Genomic DNA, 15,251 nt, shown 5'->3' on the forward strand with positions numbered 1-15,251 from the left:
TAAAGGTCATCGCGCATTTCAGGATGCCGGAAATCTTTTGAAAAATGGCCCTCAGGGCACGCCAGTCATTGGCGTACCCTGAGGGCCCTTTTTTGCGTAGGCTGGAGTTTCGAGTGCATCGAAAGGAACGCCATGCCGGAGGTCGACAGCTACACGCAGGGGACGCCGTGTTGGGTGGACCTTTCTTCCACCGACATTGACGTTTCCACCAGGTTCTACAGCGACCTCTTCGGATGGGAGCTGGACGCCATGGATGCCGGGAACGGCATGACGTATTACATGGCCAAGCTCAAGGGCCGGTATGTTGCCGGAATGATGCAGCAGATGCCGGATGCCCCGGAAGGGATGCCGTCCTACTGGGCCAACTATCTTGCGGTTGACTCGGCTGACGAGGCCGCACAAAGGGTGGAAGCTGCCGGAGGTGCCCTCCTTTTCCCTCCTGACTCCGTTCCAAACGGGTCCGGGCGTATGTTCTTCGCCACAGATCCCACCGGAGCCCAGATTGGCTTTTGGGAAGCAGGAAAGCATCCTGGGTCGGGACTGGTCAACGAACCGGGAACCATGATCTGGAATGAACTGCAGACCAACGATGTCCCTAAAGCCGTAGCTTTCTACGAAGCCGTGACTGGCTGCACCAGCGAAACTGAACCATCCGGCGACTTGCAGGAGTACACAAGCCTGCTGGTGGACGGACGACGAATTGCGGGTGCGCTGAAGCTGCCCATCCAGGGCTTGTCACCGTTCTGGATGACCTACTTCAATGTGGTGGATATTGACGCGACTGTGGAGCAGGCCGTCGAGCTGGGCAGCCACGTTATTGCCCCCGCATTCGATGTACCGGGAGTCGGACGCATGGCAGTCCTCATGGACCCTGCAGGCGCCGCCTTCAGCATCATGACAGGCTTGGCATCATGACTTCACGTAAGCACTACGCCAGCGGAGAGCCGTGCTGGGCCGACCTCCAGACCAGTGACGTGTCCGCGGCCAAGGATTTTTATCAGCAGGTTTTCGGGTGGAGCTACAAGGACCTTCCCACTCCGGACGGGCGAAGCTATGCGCAAGCCTTCGTCAAGGATCAGCTGGTTGCCGTCATCGCACCGCAGAACCCCATGCAGGAGGCAGCCGGAACGCACGGGCAGTGGAATATCTACATCGCCGCCACTGATACCGACGAAATTGCCGACGACGCCGCCCACGCAGGCGGGAAGCTTCAGTTTGGTCCCGAGGCAGTAGCGGATACAGGGGTTTTGGCGTTCGTCGAACCTCCGGGCGGCGGGATTACAGGTATTTGGCAGGCGGGAACGCATGTGGGAAGCCACCTGTTCAACGAGCCCGGCGCCTTGGCGTGGGCTGAACTGTTGACGCCTGAGCCGCAGGCCGCCGTCGGGTTCTTCCAGCAGCTTTTCGGGCATGAGGTTACCGAATATCCGCAGGACGACGGCGGCAGCTACAGTACGTTGATGGTCAACGGTGACGAGGTGGCCGGCATCGTTCCTGCCGATGAAGGCGAGGACGCTGCCTGGCAGATCTACTTTGGCGTGGCCGACGTGCGTAAGGCCGCTGAAGCCGCTCTGGCAGCCGGAGGGGAACTGCTGGTCGAGCCGGAAGAAGGGGCTGAGACAGGATCACTCGCCACGATTCAGGACCCGCAAGGCGGAATCCTGAGCTTGATCCAGGTCTGAAGACACTGAAGGCACTGAAGGCGCTGAAGGCCTGAACACACCGAAGCCCAGGGAGGCCCCGGAGACGCACCCAAGGCGTCAACACACCGAAGACGCCGGAAACGTAAAAGAGCGGCCGGGCAGTTCATCACTGCCTGGCCGCTCCTTTATGAAGCAATAACGCGCTTAGGCGTAGGCGTTCACCAAACGCACAGCGCCGCCGTCGACGCCCTTGGCACCCTGGACGTAGTCCGGGCCGGTCTTGTCGATCGAGTCGCTGTCAGCCGCAACGGTGCCCATAACCCAGGAGGGCAGGCCACGGTCGTTCAGGCGGGCCACGGCAGCATCGGCTGCTTCGGCGGAAACAATGGCAACCATGCCCACGCCGAGGTTGAGCGTGCGCTCCAGGTCGGCCAGGGGGACGTTGCCCAGCTCGGAGACCAGCTTGAAGATGGCCGGCAGTTCCCAGGTGTTGCGGTCAACCGTAGCTACCAGGCCCTGCGGGAGGACGCGTGCCAGGTTGGCGGCGAGGCCACCACCGGTGACGTGGCTGAAGCCGTGCACTGCCGCGCCGCCCGTGACGGGGAAGGTGCGGGCGAGGTCGAGGCAGTCAGCTGCGTAGACGCGGGTGGGTTCCAGAAGCTCTTCGCCCAGCGTGCGGCCGAGTTCGGATACCTGGCGGTCCAAGGCCCAGCCGGCGTGGTTGATGACGCGGCGGACCAGGGAGTAGCCGTTGGAGTGCAGGCCGGAGGATGCCATGCCGATCACGACGTCGCCGGCGCGGACGCGGTCCGGGCCGAGGAGGGCGTCGGCTTCGACGATGCCGGTGGCAGCACCTGCGACGTCGTATTCGTGCTCGCCCAGGAGGCCCGGGTGCTCAGCGGTTTCGCCACCCACCAGCGCGGTGCCGGCAACGGAGCAAGCAGCAGCGATACCGCGGACGATGTCAGCGATGCGCTCGGGGACAACCTTGCCGCAAGCGATGTAGTCGGTCATGTAGAGGGGCTCAGCACCCACCACAACGATGTCGTCCACCACCATGCCAACGAGGTCGAAACCGATGGTGTCGTGGATGTCCATGGCCTGGGCGATGGCTACCTTGGTGCCCACGCCATCGGTGGACGTTGCGAGAAGCGGCTTCTTGTAGGTCAGCAGCTTTGAGACGTCGTACAGGCCAGCGAAACCGCCGACGCCGCCAATCACCGACGAGTTGTGGGTGGCCTTGATGGCGCCCTTCATGAGTTCGACTGCGCGGTCTCCCGCTTCGACGTCCACACCCGCGGAGGCGTAGGTGATACCGGAGTTATTCTCAGCGGCGGGTGTTGCGGAGCTCATACAGACTCTTTCTTGTCGGCGTCGGTCAAACGATCAGCGTCGGTAAGCAGGTTTTCGAATTCGGCGTCAGGTCCGGGATCGCAGCCCGTGGCGCCGGGCTTCTCGGCCGGGTCCTCGGTATCGTCCACGGAATCGGCCTCAGAGGCAGCAGGCAGGCCGCCAAGGTCGGTGCGCTCCAGCAGGTTCTTCCCGAGCTTGTCCGCGTGGGGAAGCTCGATGGGGTACTTGCCCGTGAAGCAGGCGGTGCACAGACGTTCGCGCGGCTGCTGGGTAGCGCCGATCATGCCGTCCTCGGAGATGTAGGCCAGCGAGTCAGCGCCGATTGCCTGGGAGATCTCCTCGATGGTGGCACCGTTGGCGATCAGTTCCGCGCGGGACGCGAAGTCGATCCCGTAGAAGCAGGGCCACTGGACCGGGGGAGAGGAAATCTTTACGTGTACCGCGGCGGCACCGGCTTCCCGGAGCATCCGTACGATGGCACGCTGCGTGTTGCCGCGGACGATCGAGTCATCCACCACAACAATGCGCTTGCCGCGGATCACCGACTCCAAAGCGTTGAGCTTGAGGCGGATACCCAGCTGGCGCAGGGTCTGCGAGGGCTGGATGAAGGTGCGGCCCACGTAGGCGTTCTTGACGAAGCCGTGCGCGAACGGGATTCCCGACTGTTCGGCGTAGCCCACGGCTGCGGGGGTGCCTGACTCGGGAACCGGAATAACGAGGTCTGCCTCGTGGGTGTTTTCGCGGGCCAACTGGCGGCCCATCTCCACACGTGCCTCGTACACGGAGCGGCCGGCAATGGCAGCGTCCGGGCGGGCGAGGTAGACGTATTCGAAAACGCAGCCGGCGGGGGTTGCCTCAGCGAAGCGCTGGGAGCGGACGCCGTCCTCGTCGATGGCAATGAATTCGCCGGGCTCGATTTCGCGGATGAAACTTGCGCCAACGGTGGCCAGGCCGGCCTGCTCGGAAGCGACAACCCAGCCGCGCTCCAGGCGGCCCAAGCACAAGGGGCGGATGCCGTAGGTATCGCGGGCTGCGTAGAGCGTTCCTTCATCCATGAAGACGAAGCAGAAGCCGCCCTTGATCTTGGGCAGCAGCTCCAGCGCGGTCTGCTCCAGGGTCTTGCCCTCTTCACCCTCAAGGAGTGCGGTCACCAAGGCGGTGTCCGAGGTGTTTCCCTGCTTCATTTCACCGGTCAGCTGGCCATCGTTGCGCTCAAGGATCATTTCCCGGAGCTCAGCGGTGTTGGTCAGGTTGCCGTTGTGGGCCAGGGCAACCGTGCCGGTTGCTGTTGCACCCAGAGTCGGCTGCGCGTTGGCCCAGTGGCTTGCACCGGTGGTGGAGTACCGGCAGTGGCCAACGGCCAGGTGCCCGGTAAGGGTGTTCAGGGTTGTCTCATCGAAGACCTGGGACACAAGGCCCATGTCCTTATAGACATTAATGCGCTTGCCGTCACTGGTAGCTATACCAGCCGATTCTTGTCCGCGGTGCTGCAGCGCATACAGCCCGTAATAGGTGAGTTTTGCTACTTCTTCACCGGGAGCCCAAACCCCGAAGACGCCACAAGCGTCCTGGGGGCCTTTTTCGCCGGGGAGAAGATCATGAGAAAGTTTTCCGTCGCCACGTGCCACTGGTCGATTGTCTCATGATGTCGGCGTGGTACGTTCCCCCGCAGCTTATGTGACCCCCGGAACGGGCCTTGATCAGGGGAGTTCGGCCGAAAATGCGGCGCGTCTCACACTCGGCACCCCGCAAGCAGGTGGGCCGGGCGCCTGACTTAGCGGACGCCGTCGTTCTCTGGTCCTTCGTCCGGAACCGAATCCGGAACGGGCTCAACTACGGCACGCTGTGTGCGCTTGATGCTGATCCGGTCCAGGACCAGGGCGAGGATGGAGAAAAGAATGACGCCGCCGCCCGCGCAAACGATCAGGAAGAAGCCGAACACCGTGCCGGCGTCAAAGGCGGGGTCTGCCTGGCGGCCGTAGGCGATGATGGCTGCCACGATTGCACCAACCACTGCTCCCAAAATCATGAAGGGAACAAACTTGGGTGCCCGGCGAACCGTGATCTCGCGACGGGCGGAGTTGGGGGTGGTGTCCTCTGAAGCCATGCGTTAAAGCCTACCGTTCTCCGCCCAAGTGACAGTTAATGCCAATGTCCTTGAAGAACATTGGCATTAACTGGAAACTCGGCGGGGTGTTTCAGCTGCCGCGGTACGTCGAGAATGCGAACGGGCTCAGCAGGAGCGGCACGTGGTAGTGCTCACCGGCGTCGGAAACTGTGAAGTTGAGGTCCACTTCGGGGAAGAACGTCTCCGTGCCGAGGCCCTCGTAGTAGGCGCCGGTGGCGAAGTTCAGGCGGTAAGCGCCGCCGGGAATCCGCTCGGGGCCAAGGGTCTTGATGCGGCCGTCGGCATCGGTTTCGCCCTTCGCCACCAGGGTCCAGTCGTCGCCTTCGCGGACGTAGAGTACGACGGCGACACCCGCCGCCGGGCGGCCGGAACCTGTGTCCAGGATGTGGGTTGTTACTTGTGAAACGCTCATGCGTTGACTCCTTCGCTGATCAAGCCGGAGAGGCGCAGCAGTGCGATCTCCCGCAGTTGGCCAGCCACGATTGTGTCTTCTTCTTCGGGCGTGTGGGCGATGCGTTCCTGGAGTGTGCCGAGAATTTCCTGCGCACTGCGTCCTGCGGCACGGATCAGGAAGACCCTGCCGAACTTTTCCTCGTAGGCGCGGTTTCCTTCGGCCAGGGCTGTGGTGACCGCACTGTCTCCCGGATCCACTCCGGCTTGCTCCGACCGTGACATTGCTGCCTCGGTGGTCTGTGCCTTGGGCCGTTCGCCGATCCTGGGGTGGTGGGCCATGGCTGACTCCACCTCCTCGGAGGTGAAGGGCTCTGCGGCCTGCTGGGCCTGCCCCAGCAATTCCTCGACACTGGAGAAGGGGCGGGCGTCGACGACCGACTCCACCCAGCGGGTGATATCCAGGCAAGGGGTCAGGATCCTGATGGCCTCGTCCCGGTCAACACTGTTGAATTCTGCAAGCTCCATGCTTGTGACATCCTTGTGCAAATGCTGGCATCCATGGTGTGGGCTATGCGGAACTCCTGCTGGTGCAAGAGGAAGCGCGTGCTTCAATGCTTCCGCATCATGGAACTGTTATTTCAGCATACGTAATTCAGTTAAGCGGAGCAGCCCCGCCGGTGTCAAGAGACTACCCTGCGGGGACTGCCATGGCGTCGGGCCCGCACGGTCAGGTACAGGCGATGGGCGGTGATCACCAAGGCCAGCCAGGCGATACCGATGGCCCACGCGGCCAGCACGTCCGTCAGCCAGTGGTGGCCCAGGTATACCCGGCTCAAGCCCATGGTCATGGCGAATACGGCCGCTACCAGAATGGTGATGACCCTGGACCGGGTGGTGTTGAGCCTGAGGATGATCAGATAGGCGACGATGCCAGCGATCACGATCGAATTCAGCGAGTGGCCGCTGGGGAACGATGGCGAGTGCTCATACGGTGGGATGGCGTCGGCGAGATCGGGGCGGGTGCGGCCAAACAATGGCTTGCCCAGGATGGTGATGAGAAGCGAGCCAAGGCCGGCGGCGAGCATCAGGATTACCGGAGTCCATGAGCGACGCCTCAGGGCAAGGAAAATCATGATCGCCACCGCTATCAGCGGCATGCCCACCGTTCCGCCGATGTTCGTATAGGCGGTGATGGCAACGTCTGCGGCCGGTGATCTGACGGACTTGGCGGCATCGAGGACCGGGTGGTCAAGGCCCGCGACGCCATCGGCCTCGGTCACGGATTCGTAGACTTCCCCAAACGCCCAGGCCAGGGACAGTGCCACGGCCAGGCCCACCACCAGCGTGATGATCAGTGCGGCGTAGGGACCCAGGAATCTGGTGATCCCTTCTGCTCCGCGCGCCAGAGCGTGGCCAACCGGCGACTTCCAGCGGGTCAGGTCCTTTCCCGCGACAAATCTGTCCTGGTTTACCTCACCGGAGACGCCTTGCTCCGGCGCCTCTTTTCCTTCAGTCGTCACTCGTGTCCCCTATCCGTGGCGGCCTCAGTATTGGTGAGTAACCTTAGCAGTTGCTGCCCGGAGGTTCCTGGGTGTTCTTTTCGGTCAGGGGCCCGCTACTTCCCGGTGACAGGCGGCGCTGAGCTGTCAGGCAACATTTGTCCCACTTTGACCAGCAATGTCTGTTCGGGTTTGAGTTCCATGCCGCTGTCCCCGAGGGGCCGAAGTTGCGGGACCGGCTGACCCGTGGCTGGATCCATGAGGACTGAATGGTGCTCTTTGGCGCCAAATGCATTGCGCTCGCCCCACTGCCGAAGGCTGAGGATCGCGGTGAAGAGGTCCCGGCCGGCCTCCGTCAGTTGGTACTCGCTGCGCGTACCGCGGTCGTTGGGAGCCCTGTTCAGGACACCCCTGTCCACAAGGAGCCGGAGGCGATCCGAAAGGATGTTCTTTGCCACCCCGAGCGACCTCTCGTATTCGGAGAAACGACGCTTGCCGTCCAGGGAGTCCCTGATGATCAGCAGGCTCCACTTGTCCCCCACAAGATCGGCGGCGCGGGCAACCGGGCACTCCGGGTCGGTCCACTCGACATCACTTGGTTGCAACATGAAACCATTCTGCCATAAGGTCAAACGGTTGCATATTGAAACCAATCTATGGAGAGGGGGCATCTTGGGCACCAAACAACCCATGCATTCCCGTGAGGGAACCAGCCGGGCTCTCTTGCTGCTGTTGGCCGTTGTGGCCGGCTTCATGGTCTCGAACATCTACTACGGGCAACCATTGCTTGAGCGGATCGGCGCCGATCTGGATTTGCCCACAGCAAGCCTCGGCTGGATCGTCGCGTCCTCCCAGGCCGGCTATCTCCTGGGACTGGTCCTCCTGGTGCCGTTGGGGGACATGGTGAGCAGGCGCTTGCTCATTCCAGTGCAGGTTGCAGCCAGTGCCGTGGGCGCGTGTGCCGTCGCACTGGCGTCGTCGCAGGCTGCCCTCCTGGTTGCTTTCGGGATCCTGGGATTGGCGTCGTCAGTGGTGCAGACCATCGTTGCCTACGCCGCATCGGCCAGTACCCCCGACCAAAGGGGCGGAAACATCGGAACCGTCACGTCCGGCGTCGTGAGCGGCCTCATCCTGGCCCGGACCGTAGCGGGCGGCATGACCGATCTCTGGGGTTGGAGGTCGGTCTACGTTTTCGCCGCGGTGGCCGGGATTGTCCTCGCCGTTGCGGTTTTCCGCGCCCTGCCTGAGGAAGGTGCTTCCAAGGCCAAGGTGGGTTATTGGCGCGTTGCCTCGTCCGTGGTGGTCCTCACGCGGAGGAATCCCGTGTTCCGGACCCGGTCGCTCACCACCTTGCTGCTTTTCGCGTCCTTCGGGGTGCTGTGGAGTGGGATGTCGCTGCTGCTCAGCGGCCCGTCATGGCACCTTCCGCCGGGCTTTATTGGGCTGTTCGGGCTGGCGGGCATGGTGGGCGTTCTCGCTGCTTCCAAAGCCGGCACCGCGTCCGACCAAGGTTGGGGTCTGCGGGTCACAGGGTGGGGGTTGGCGGCGCTCCTGGCCTCGTGGGTCGCGTTGTCCTTCGGCAGTTGGTCGCTGCTGTGGCTCATAGCCGGGATCATCGTGCTCGACGCTGCAGTCCAGGCCGTGCACGTCAGCAGCCAAACGCTCATTGTTGCGGGCGCCGAAGAGTCAGCCAGCAGCATCATCGGCAGCTATATGGTGTTCTACTCGGTAGGGAGCGCCGTGGGGGCAGCGGCTGTTGCGCCCGTCTATGCGGTGTGGGGATGGACCGGCGCCAGTGTTCTGGGGGCGGTATTTGCGCTGGGTGCGCTCGCCGTTTGGGGAACAGATCGGTTTCGGCTGCGGGGTGCTGGAACGCGGTTGGTTCGCTCCGGGCAGCAGGCTGGGGCAGAATGACCTCAACCAGCTGAAGGAGTTCGCACATGCACGATATTCTGACGTCCCGGTTCCTGTTCGGCCCCGGCCCGAGCAATTGCTACCCCGAAGCCATGGCTGCGTTGGCCTATCCGGTCCTCGGGCATCTGGACCCCGTCTTCATTGAGCGCCTTGACCACACCTGCGAGGGCCTCCGGACGGTGTGGGGAACGTCCAACGCACGGACACTTCCGTTGAGTGCCACAGGTTCAGGCGGCATGGAAGCAGCTTTCGTCAACACAGTGTCCGACGGCGACGTGGCAGTGATCGCTGTTAACGGACTGTTCGGGGCGCGCATGTGTGAAGTTGCCCGGCGCTGCGGTGCCACGGTGGTCCGTGTTGACCACGAATGGGGCCAGCCCGTGGATGCCGACCGCGTACTCTCGGCGCACCCCAATCCGAAAGTGATCGCGGCGGTCCACGCCGAAACCTCTGTGGGGGTGCTCTCCGACATCGCGGCCCTCGGCGCGGGCAAAGGTGACGCCCTGCTGATCACCGACGCCGTTACCTCCATCGGCGGGCTGGAACTCCGCGCGGACGACTGGGGGATCGACGTCGGATACGCCGGCACGCAGAAATGCCTGGGTGTTCCGCCGGGACTTTCGCCGTTTACCGTGTCCGACCACGCCTTCGAGCGCCGCGTCAAGGATCCGCGCTCCTGGTACCTCGATATCGGGCTGTTGGGAGGCTATGTTGGCGCGGCCAGCGGTGCCCGGACCTACCACCACACCGCCCCCGTCACCATGATCGCCGGCCTCGAAGCCGCCCTGGACCGCATCCTCGCCGAGGGCCTCGAGAACGTGCAGGCGCGGCACCGTGCAGCCGGTGCGGCGTTGCAGGACGGGCTCCAGGAAATGGGGCTGGAACTGTTCGCCGCCGAAGGCTCCCGACTGCCAAGCCTCACCACCGTGAAAGTGCCCGACGGCGTCAACTCGGCTGCCGTCCGCTCTTACCTTCTGGAGAACTTCAGTATGGAAATCGGCTCGGGAGTGGGGGAGTTCGCGGACACCGTGTGGCGGATCGGCATGATGGGTCCGAATGCGAACAGCGCCTCGGTGACCCTGGTGCTGGGAGCGCTGAAAGAGGCGATCGCGAAAGCCTGACGCTCTCGCACATCCCCGGGGTTGGGCCGAACCCTCTTGCACATCCCCCAGGGTTTGGGCCCAACCGTCTCTCACGTCCCCCGGGGTTTGGGCCCATCGCTCTTGCACATCCCCCGGGTTTGGGGCGGAACCCTCTTGCACATCCCCCGGGGTTTGGGCCCAACCGTCTCTCACATCCCCCGACGCCGACAATCAATCGGTGACGTGACCGGCGTCGTACGTCAACGTAGCTGAGGCCGCGGAACTGCTGTCGGCGGGTCGAATGGACGTGACCGTCAGCAAGCCCGCGCCCGGCAGGGCGATCGACTGGCCCTCGCGGAACGCCTGCTTCCGCTGCTGTTCGGCGGTCCGGATCCAGAATTGGATGGCGGGAGCACCGTCGGCGATACCGATCTTGACTACGCCAACCTTGACGCCGTCGAATGTGGGCTGCATGCCCTGCTTGACTGTAACCAGCTGTTCCATGGCCATCCTTACTTCACGTCCACGGAGTACACGGAGTCGAAGTTTTCCTTGTACTCATCTTCGGTGAGTTCCAGCGTTCCGGACTTATGGTCGTCGTCGCCTTCCAAGTATCCGCCGGAGGGTCCCCACGGGTTGGCCAGGACGATCACTTTGTCGCCGTCGTCGTTGGTCTTTACATCGACCACAACATACGCGTGGTTGGGCACGACGTCGGTGCGGTTGACTTCGTCGGACTCCCAGACCCAGTCGAAGTCGTCATCCTTCACATCTTCGGTGCCCACGGAAACAGCTTGGCCATCCGAGAGTTTGTCCTCGATATCGTCAAAGTACAGCTCGCCGTCCTTGTCTGCGGACTGGCCGGTCATCAGTTCCATGGCCTCGTTGCTGAAGCCGCCGTCGATGTCGTCGTAGGATCCGCCGCGGTGCTCGGCAGCTGCGCGTTCGTAAATGGAAAGCCAGTTCGGCTCGCCGTCGGCGCCGCGGACACCGCCCTCAGTCGACTTGGCCTCCACAGTTACTTCGACGGGTTCGCCGTCTTCGTACAGTGTGACCACCCAGTGCGTGGGCGGATCGCCGACCGGACGCATGTGCGATTCGAGGAACTCGTCCAGCTTGCCTTCGCGCTCCAGCACTTGGGCCACGGAGCCGATTCCTGCCAGCAACCAGCAGTCGCCGATCTGTCCCTGGTTGATGTCGGCGGGGTCGCCGGCGTCGGGGTCGTTGCGAACGTCGCCGGGCACATCGACGTCGGGAGCGTCCGGATTCAGGGGGCCCGGGTCGCCGGGTGGGTTCGAGTCTCCCCGCCCGGAAGCGCTGCCGGATGCTCCGGAGCTGGACTTGTCCTGCTCGTCCGCATTGCGGATCAGCTCTGTGGCCTGCGCCTGCAGCTCGCCGGAAATCTTCTTCAGCATGGGGCGGTGCTCGGAGTCCCACGAGGCCCTGAACATCGCCGCGTCGCGGCCGTCCCACCGCGCATTGCTGATCAGGTGACCCAGCTCCGTGGACAGGGAGGTCATCCGTTCCGAGTGCCGGGACATGGTCCTTGCCAGTGCCCGCAACTGTTCAATGTCAGCGCCGTAGAATCCGGGCATTACTTCTCCCCCTGGGGTAGTTCGCTGGCATCGCAGCTTTCGGACTGCACTGGTGCGGTGATGTCGAGGTAGGCCGGAAACTTCGAGCGGATGGTCACCGTGGCGCCCGCAGCGTCGGTGCTGCGGGTGACCACCCAGCCTCCCGGGGTGGGGTCAGTTCCGTCGAACGCCGGGAACCCGTGCTGCTGCAGGATGGGATCGGCCGCGGCGAATACCTCTTCAAAGCTCCGTGAGGGCTTCACGATGTCCGCGCTGCTTTTCATGCTCCGTAGGGCGAGCACGCATTGGCCATCTTTTACCCGGCTCAGGCTTACGGGGTCGTCCACCGACCAGGTGATACCCGGCAGCTTCGCTTCAAGAGCGGCAACAAGTTCGGTGGTCAGGGCGTCGTACTTGGCGACACTCTCCGCCACGGGCGCCGGGCTGGCCGTAACCGGGGGTGCACTGCTTGGTTCCCGGGTGGGTCCGTCCGGGGTATTGCCGCAGCCCGCAGTCGCCATCAGCGCCAGGGCAGCAGCCAGCGCCCAAGGCTTAAGGTACGTGCTGCGGTTCATTTCGTCCCCAATTTCCGGTTAACGTTCGACGGCGGATCTCACCGAATGCTGTCAGGTTGCGGTTCGCTTGGCGATGGGCAGAACGACCCATGCAGGTGGGAGATGGTTCGGCTCAAGGGTGGGGGATGTGAGAGATGGTTCGGCTCAGGGGTGGGGGAGGTGAGAGATGGTTCGGCTCAAGGGTGGGGGATGTGGGAGATGGTTCGGCTCAGGGGTGGGGGATGTGGAAGAGGGTTGGGCTTATGGGTGGGGGATGTGGAAGAGGGTTTGGCCCAAGGGTGGGGGAGGTGAGAGATGGTTCGGCTCAAGGGTGGGGGATGTGGAAGAGGATCAGGTGTTGCGGGTGAGGATCCAGGTGTTTGTGCCGTCCTGGCGCTCGAACGTCACCGTGGTCACCAAAGCCTCGATGAGTGCCAGCCCGCGCCCGGACTCCGCATCCTCGTCCGGCATGGAAGCCTGCATGTCGTTGGCGAACGGTTCGCGGGCGTTGTAAGCGCTGACCTTCGCGATCAGGCGGGAGGGCCGGACGCTGATGTCGACGTCGATCTCCACGGGCTTCTCCGCCACAGGGAGTGCGTGCTGAACAATGTTCGCTGCCGCCTCAATGACGGCCGTAGCGAAGGTCATCCGGTCCATGTCCGGCACGAACGAGGCATCGTCCCACAAGGCGTCGAGCTCGTTGTGGATGGCCTCGATGGCTTCCTCGTTGGAAGGCCCGTGGAACCCCCGGCGGGCGATGACCTCAGTCATCTCCGAATGCCTCTTCGGCAGTGGAGTACGCCGTGAGGACCCGGTCCATGTTGGTCAGTTCCAGGACCATCTTCACCTGGGGTTGAACGCCGGCAATCCGAAGGTCGCCACCTGCCTGGCGGGCAGCCTTGAGGCAACCGATGAGGGCACCGAGACCCGAGGAATCCATGAAGTCCGTCTCGGCCAGGTTGACCACAACCCTGCTGGATCCACCGGCTACAACCTCATTCACTACCTCGCGGAGCTTGGGCGCTGCCACCATGTTCAGGCGGCCGACGCTCTTCACCTCCGCGTAGGAGTCCTTGACCTCATAGCTAAACTGCATCTGCGTTCCTTTCCTCGGGGCGCTCGGGCCCAACATCTTCGGGGCCGATACCTACAGGCGCATCGCCTGCAGGTACAAAGCCCTTATACAAAACTGCCTTGACCAGCACGCTCAGGACCACCAGGTCGTAAGCAACCCAGGCAACATTGACCAGCGTTCCCAGGGGTTCAGAGAGGCCGGTCAACAGCCGGGCAACACCAACCACCAAGGCGATAGCCAACAACACCGCCACAATGATCTGCGGCCGGATCAGGCTCCAACTCGGTCCGCCGCTCTGGCGTGCCTTGGGGGTGACCGCAAACCCGAGGGGGCGTCCGAACCAAACGTTTCGCGCCGCCGTCGTGCATGCCTTGATCCAGGTGGGGAACAGCGCGAGGCTGTATTGCTGCCCGCGCCAGGTGGGGATGCCGTGGCCGGCCACCACAAACAGCAGCTGGTTCACCACCATGAACGGGATGAAACGGATGAAGAAGTCGAGGCTGAGGCTGCTCACCGGAAGGATGCCCAGAATCAGGTAAATGATGGGCGCCGCGAAGTACACCACGGCTGCGAAGCCGCTCAGGTAGCTCCACATGGTGGAGAAGTACATGAGCCGCTGGCCCCACGACATCCGGCGTTGCACCAGCGGGTTTTCGCGCAGGAGGACCTGCATGGTGCCCTGGGCCCAGCGAAGGCGTTGGGTGAGCATGGTCTTGAGGTCTTCAGGGGCCAGGCCATTGGCCAGGATTTCGTGGTGGTACACGCTCTTCCAACCCAGGCCGTGCAGGCGCATGGACGTTGCCATATCCTCGGTGACGGAGATGGTGGCCAGCGGCATGATTGGCTGTGCTTCGTCGGTGCGTTCCACGGAGATGGCGGACAGGATGGCGTGGACCGATTCCAGCGCACCCAGGGGGGACCAATCGCGTCCGGACATGCGGTCGACGGCGTCACTCGCCACCGTAGTCACGCCCGACTCTCCGACGTGGGCCAGTTCCATCGCGGCGATTTCCTCGAGGTCGGCCTGCAGCGCGGAGAAGTCGGCGGCCACCAGGGTGCGCACGGCCTCGTCCACTTTGCGGCGGACCCGGTACGTGATTTCGCTGAGGGGTGCCCGGGCCTCGAGTTCCAGTTGGGCGGCATTGGTGGCGGCCTCTACCTCGTTGAGCATCTGCTCCACGAGCGGGTTTTTGGCCTCTGCCGAGCGCCGTGCTTTCTTGATGGCGGATCGGGAAGCGGCCAGGGCCCGGCGGACACTGTCCTCGGTGGCTTTGACGTAGCCCACCAAGCCCAGCTGCATGAGGGCTTCCCGGCGGAGGATGGCGTTGGAGCCGCAGAAGAACGCCGCGTTCCAGCCGTCCTTGCCCTGCTGGATGGGTCCGTAGAACAGCGGTGCCTGGCTGCCCAGGGGGTCGTCGGCGGGGACGTTGATGAAGTATTGCGGGGTCTGGACCAGCGCTACGCGGTCATCGTTGAAGTAGCCCAGCGTCTTGTCCAGGATGTCCGGCTCCGGGATCTGGTCGGCGTCGAGGATCAGCAGGTATTCGCCCGAGGTGACCATCAGCGCGTTGTTCAGGTTGCCGGCCTTGGCGTGCCGCGGCATGTCAGGCGTCCAGTCCGCGCCACGCGTCACGTAGCCAATCCCGTGCGACTCGGCGAGTTGGCGCATCTCGGGACGATCGCCGTCGTCGAGTATCCAGGTGCTGTGCGGCCAGCGGATGGCCTTGGCGGCCAGTGCCGTGGTCATCACCAGATCCAGCGGCTCGTTGTAGGTGGTGATGAAGACGTCCACAGTGGCCTCAGCCGGGGGAGCGGGAGGCGGCTTGCGGAGCTTGAGGTTCCACACGGTCAGGCCGAACAGGATCACGTCAATGAGGCTGTACGTTTCGGCGATCACCAACGGAACGGCGATCCACCACGCCTCCCAGTTCAGGGAGGCCATCCAGCGCCACGCCACATAGTTGACGCCCAAAATGACTGTCAGGACAACGAACAGCCGGGTCCAGAAACGTGTCACAATCCCCCCTTTTTTGTGG

General features: G+C 63.5%; 17 protein-coding genes. 4 read left to right on the forward strand and 13 right to left on the reverse strand.

Annotated elements, in window-relative coordinates:
• Window positions 1-132 precede the first annotated feature (132 nt).
• Both AC6JA3_RS03460 and AC6JA3_RS03465 read left to right on the forward strand, forming a co-directional pair.
• Window positions 133-915 (forward strand): VOC family protein, encoded by a 783-nt coding sequence (locus AC6JA3_RS03460; protein WP_026543482.1) that lies wholly within the window; start codon window positions 133-135, stop codon window positions 913-915.
• Window positions 912-1,682 carry a VOC family protein gene (locus AC6JA3_RS03465; RefSeq protein WP_347782568.1) on the forward strand — a complete coding sequence of 257 codons (771 nt, stop codon included), beginning with the start codon at window positions 912-914 and terminating at the stop codon, window positions 1,680-1,682. Before AC6JA3_RS03460 ends, AC6JA3_RS03465 begins: the two co-directional genes overlap by 4 nt.
• Before the next feature lie 165 nt (window positions 1,683-1,847).
• Here the strand turns inward: AC6JA3_RS03465 and purM are convergent, their stop codons facing one another.
• The 7 genes from purM to AC6JA3_RS03500 all read right to left on the reverse strand — a co-directional run bounded on the left by purM (window position 1,848) and on the right by AC6JA3_RS03500 (window position 7,624).
• Complete coding sequence (gene purM, locus AC6JA3_RS03470) at window positions 1,848-2,996, reverse strand: phosphoribosylformylglycinamidine cyclo-ligase (protein ID WP_223943776.1); 1,149 nt, start codon at window positions 2,994-2,996, stop codon at window positions 1,848-1,850.
• Window positions 2,993-4,624 (reverse strand): amidophosphoribosyltransferase, encoded by a 1,632-nt coding sequence (purF, locus tag AC6JA3_RS03475; protein WP_026547027.1) that lies wholly within the window; start codon window positions 4,622-4,624, stop codon window positions 2,993-2,995. Before purF ends, purM begins: the two co-directional genes overlap by 4 nt.
• Window positions 4,625-4,770: 146 nt before the next feature.
• Window positions 4,771-5,103: a hypothetical protein gene (locus tag AC6JA3_RS03480; protein WP_026543486.1), complete on the reverse strand. Its 333-nt coding sequence runs from the start codon at window positions 5,101-5,103 to the stop codon at window positions 4,771-4,773.
• Between the two features lie 91 nt (window positions 5,104-5,194).
• Window positions 5,195-5,536, reverse strand: coding sequence for a hydroxyisourate hydrolase (gene uraH / locus AC6JA3_RS03485; RefSeq protein WP_017199951.1), 342 nt, complete (start codon window positions 5,534-5,536; stop codon window positions 5,195-5,197).
• On the reverse strand, window positions 5,533-6,042 hold the full coding sequence (gene uraD, locus AC6JA3_RS03490) for a 2-oxo-4-hydroxy-4-carboxy-5-ureidoimidazoline decarboxylase (protein WP_026547026.1): 510 nt from the start codon (window positions 6,040-6,042) through the stop codon (window positions 5,533-5,535). The genes uraH and uraD overlap by 4 nt, the downstream gene beginning before the upstream one ends.
• Before the next feature lie 155 nt (window positions 6,043-6,197).
• Window positions 6,198-7,037, reverse strand: coding sequence for a phosphatase PAP2 family protein (locus AC6JA3_RS03495; RefSeq protein ID WP_347782569.1), 840 nt, complete (start codon window positions 7,035-7,037; stop codon window positions 6,198-6,200).
• Window positions 7,038-7,132: 95 nt separating this feature from the next.
• Complete coding sequence (locus AC6JA3_RS03500) at window positions 7,133-7,624, reverse strand: winged helix-turn-helix transcriptional regulator (protein ID WP_347782570.1); 492 nt, start codon at window positions 7,622-7,624, stop codon at window positions 7,133-7,135.
• Between the two features lie 64 nt (window positions 7,625-7,688).
• On the opposite strand from AC6JA3_RS03500, the gene AC6JA3_RS03505 reads away from it, so the two are divergent.
• Window positions 7,689-8,930 (forward strand): MFS transporter, encoded by a 1,242-nt coding sequence (locus AC6JA3_RS03505; RefSeq protein ID WP_347782571.1) that lies wholly within the window; start codon window positions 7,689-7,691, stop codon window positions 8,928-8,930.
• Window positions 8,931-8,956: 26 nt separating this feature from the next.
• The gene (locus tag AC6JA3_RS03510) at window positions 8,957-10,051 is read left to right on the forward strand and encodes a pyridoxal-phosphate-dependent aminotransferase family protein (protein ID WP_026543490.1); all 1,095 of its coding nucleotides are present in this window, start codon (window positions 8,957-8,959) and stop codon (window positions 10,049-10,051) included.
• Window positions 10,052-10,243: 192 nt separating this feature from the next.
• Here the strand turns inward: AC6JA3_RS03510 and AC6JA3_RS03515 are convergent, their stop codons facing one another.
• From AC6JA3_RS03515 to AC6JA3_RS03540, 6 genes are all read right to left on the reverse strand, one after another.
• Window positions 10,244-10,516 (reverse strand): hypothetical protein, encoded by a 273-nt coding sequence (locus AC6JA3_RS03515; RefSeq protein ID WP_026547022.1) that lies wholly within the window; start codon window positions 10,514-10,516, stop codon window positions 10,244-10,246.
• 8 nt (window positions 10,517-10,524) lie between these two features.
• Window positions 10,525-11,607, reverse strand: a complete 1,083-nt coding sequence (locus AC6JA3_RS03520) for a C2 family cysteine protease (RefSeq protein ID WP_026547021.1) — start codon at window positions 11,605-11,607, stop codon at window positions 10,525-10,527.
• Window positions 11,607-12,161, reverse strand: coding sequence for a hypothetical protein (locus tag AC6JA3_RS03525; RefSeq protein WP_026547020.1), 555 nt, complete (start codon window positions 12,159-12,161; stop codon window positions 11,607-11,609). Before AC6JA3_RS03525 ends, AC6JA3_RS03520 begins: the two co-directional genes overlap by 1 nt.
• A 330-nt stretch (window positions 12,162-12,491) precedes the next feature.
• Window positions 12,492-12,911, reverse strand: coding sequence for an ATP-binding protein (locus AC6JA3_RS03530; RefSeq protein WP_026543494.1), 420 nt, complete (start codon window positions 12,909-12,911; stop codon window positions 12,492-12,494).
• Window positions 12,904-13,236, reverse strand: coding sequence for an STAS domain-containing protein (locus AC6JA3_RS03535; RefSeq protein ID WP_026543495.1), 333 nt, complete (start codon window positions 13,234-13,236; stop codon window positions 12,904-12,906). Before AC6JA3_RS03535 ends, AC6JA3_RS03530 begins: the two co-directional genes overlap by 8 nt.
• Window positions 13,226-15,232: a glycosyltransferase family 2 protein gene (locus tag AC6JA3_RS03540; protein ID WP_347782572.1), complete on the reverse strand. Its 2,007-nt coding sequence runs from the start codon at window positions 15,230-15,232 to the stop codon at window positions 13,226-13,228. The genes AC6JA3_RS03535 and AC6JA3_RS03540 overlap by 11 nt, the downstream gene beginning before the upstream one ends.
• Window positions 15,233-15,251 lie beyond the last annotated feature (19 nt).

This window comes from Arthrobacter sp. TmtSoilC79, from assembly GCF_059739405.1.

Excerpts from the sequence above, each read along its gene's own strand:
- AC6JA3_RS03460 (WP_026543482.1), top strand. The coding sequence starts at position 133 with ATGCCGGAGGTCGACAGCTACACGCAGGGGACGCCGTGTTGGGTGGAC.
- AC6JA3_RS03465 (WP_347782568.1), top strand. The coding sequence starts at position 912 with ATGACTTCACGTAAGCACTACGCCAGCGGAGAGCCGTGCTGGGCCGAC.
- purM (WP_223943776.1), bottom strand. The coding sequence starts at position 2,996 with ATGAGCTCCGCAACACCCGCCGCTGAGAATAACTCCGGTATCACCTAC.
- AC6JA3_RS03480 (WP_026543486.1), bottom strand. The coding sequence starts at position 5,103 with ATGGCTTCAGAGGACACCACCCCCAACTCCGCCCGTCGCGAGATCACG.
- uraH (WP_017199951.1), bottom strand. The coding sequence starts at position 5,536 with ATGAGCGTTTCACAAGTAACAACCCACATCCTGGACACAGGTTCCGGC.
- uraD (WP_026547026.1), bottom strand. The coding sequence starts at position 6,042 with ATGGAGCTTGCAGAATTCAACAGTGTTGACCGGGACGAGGCCATCAGG.
- AC6JA3_RS03500 (WP_347782570.1), bottom strand. The coding sequence starts at position 7,624 with ATGTTGCAACCAAGTGATGTCGAGTGGACCGACCCGGAGTGCCCGGTT.
- AC6JA3_RS03510 (WP_026543490.1), top strand. The coding sequence starts at position 8,957 with ATGCACGATATTCTGACGTCCCGGTTCCTGTTCGGCCCCGGCCCGAGC.
- AC6JA3_RS03515 (WP_026547022.1), bottom strand. The coding sequence starts at position 10,516 with ATGGAACAGCTGGTTACAGTCAAGCAGGGCATGCAGCCCACATTCGAC.
- AC6JA3_RS03520 (WP_026547021.1), bottom strand. The coding sequence starts at position 11,607 with ATGCCCGGATTCTACGGCGCTGACATTGAACAGTTGCGGGCACTGGCA.
- AC6JA3_RS03525 (WP_026547020.1), bottom strand. The coding sequence starts at position 12,161 with ATGAACCGCAGCACGTACCTTAAGCCTTGGGCGCTGGCTGCTGCCCTG.
- AC6JA3_RS03530 (WP_026543494.1), bottom strand. The coding sequence starts at position 12,911 with ATGACTGAGGTCATCGCCCGCCGGGGGTTCCACGGGCCTTCCAACGAG.
- AC6JA3_RS03535 (WP_026543495.1), bottom strand. The coding sequence starts at position 13,236 with ATGCAGTTTAGCTATGAGGTCAAGGACTCCTACGCGGAGGTGAAGAGC.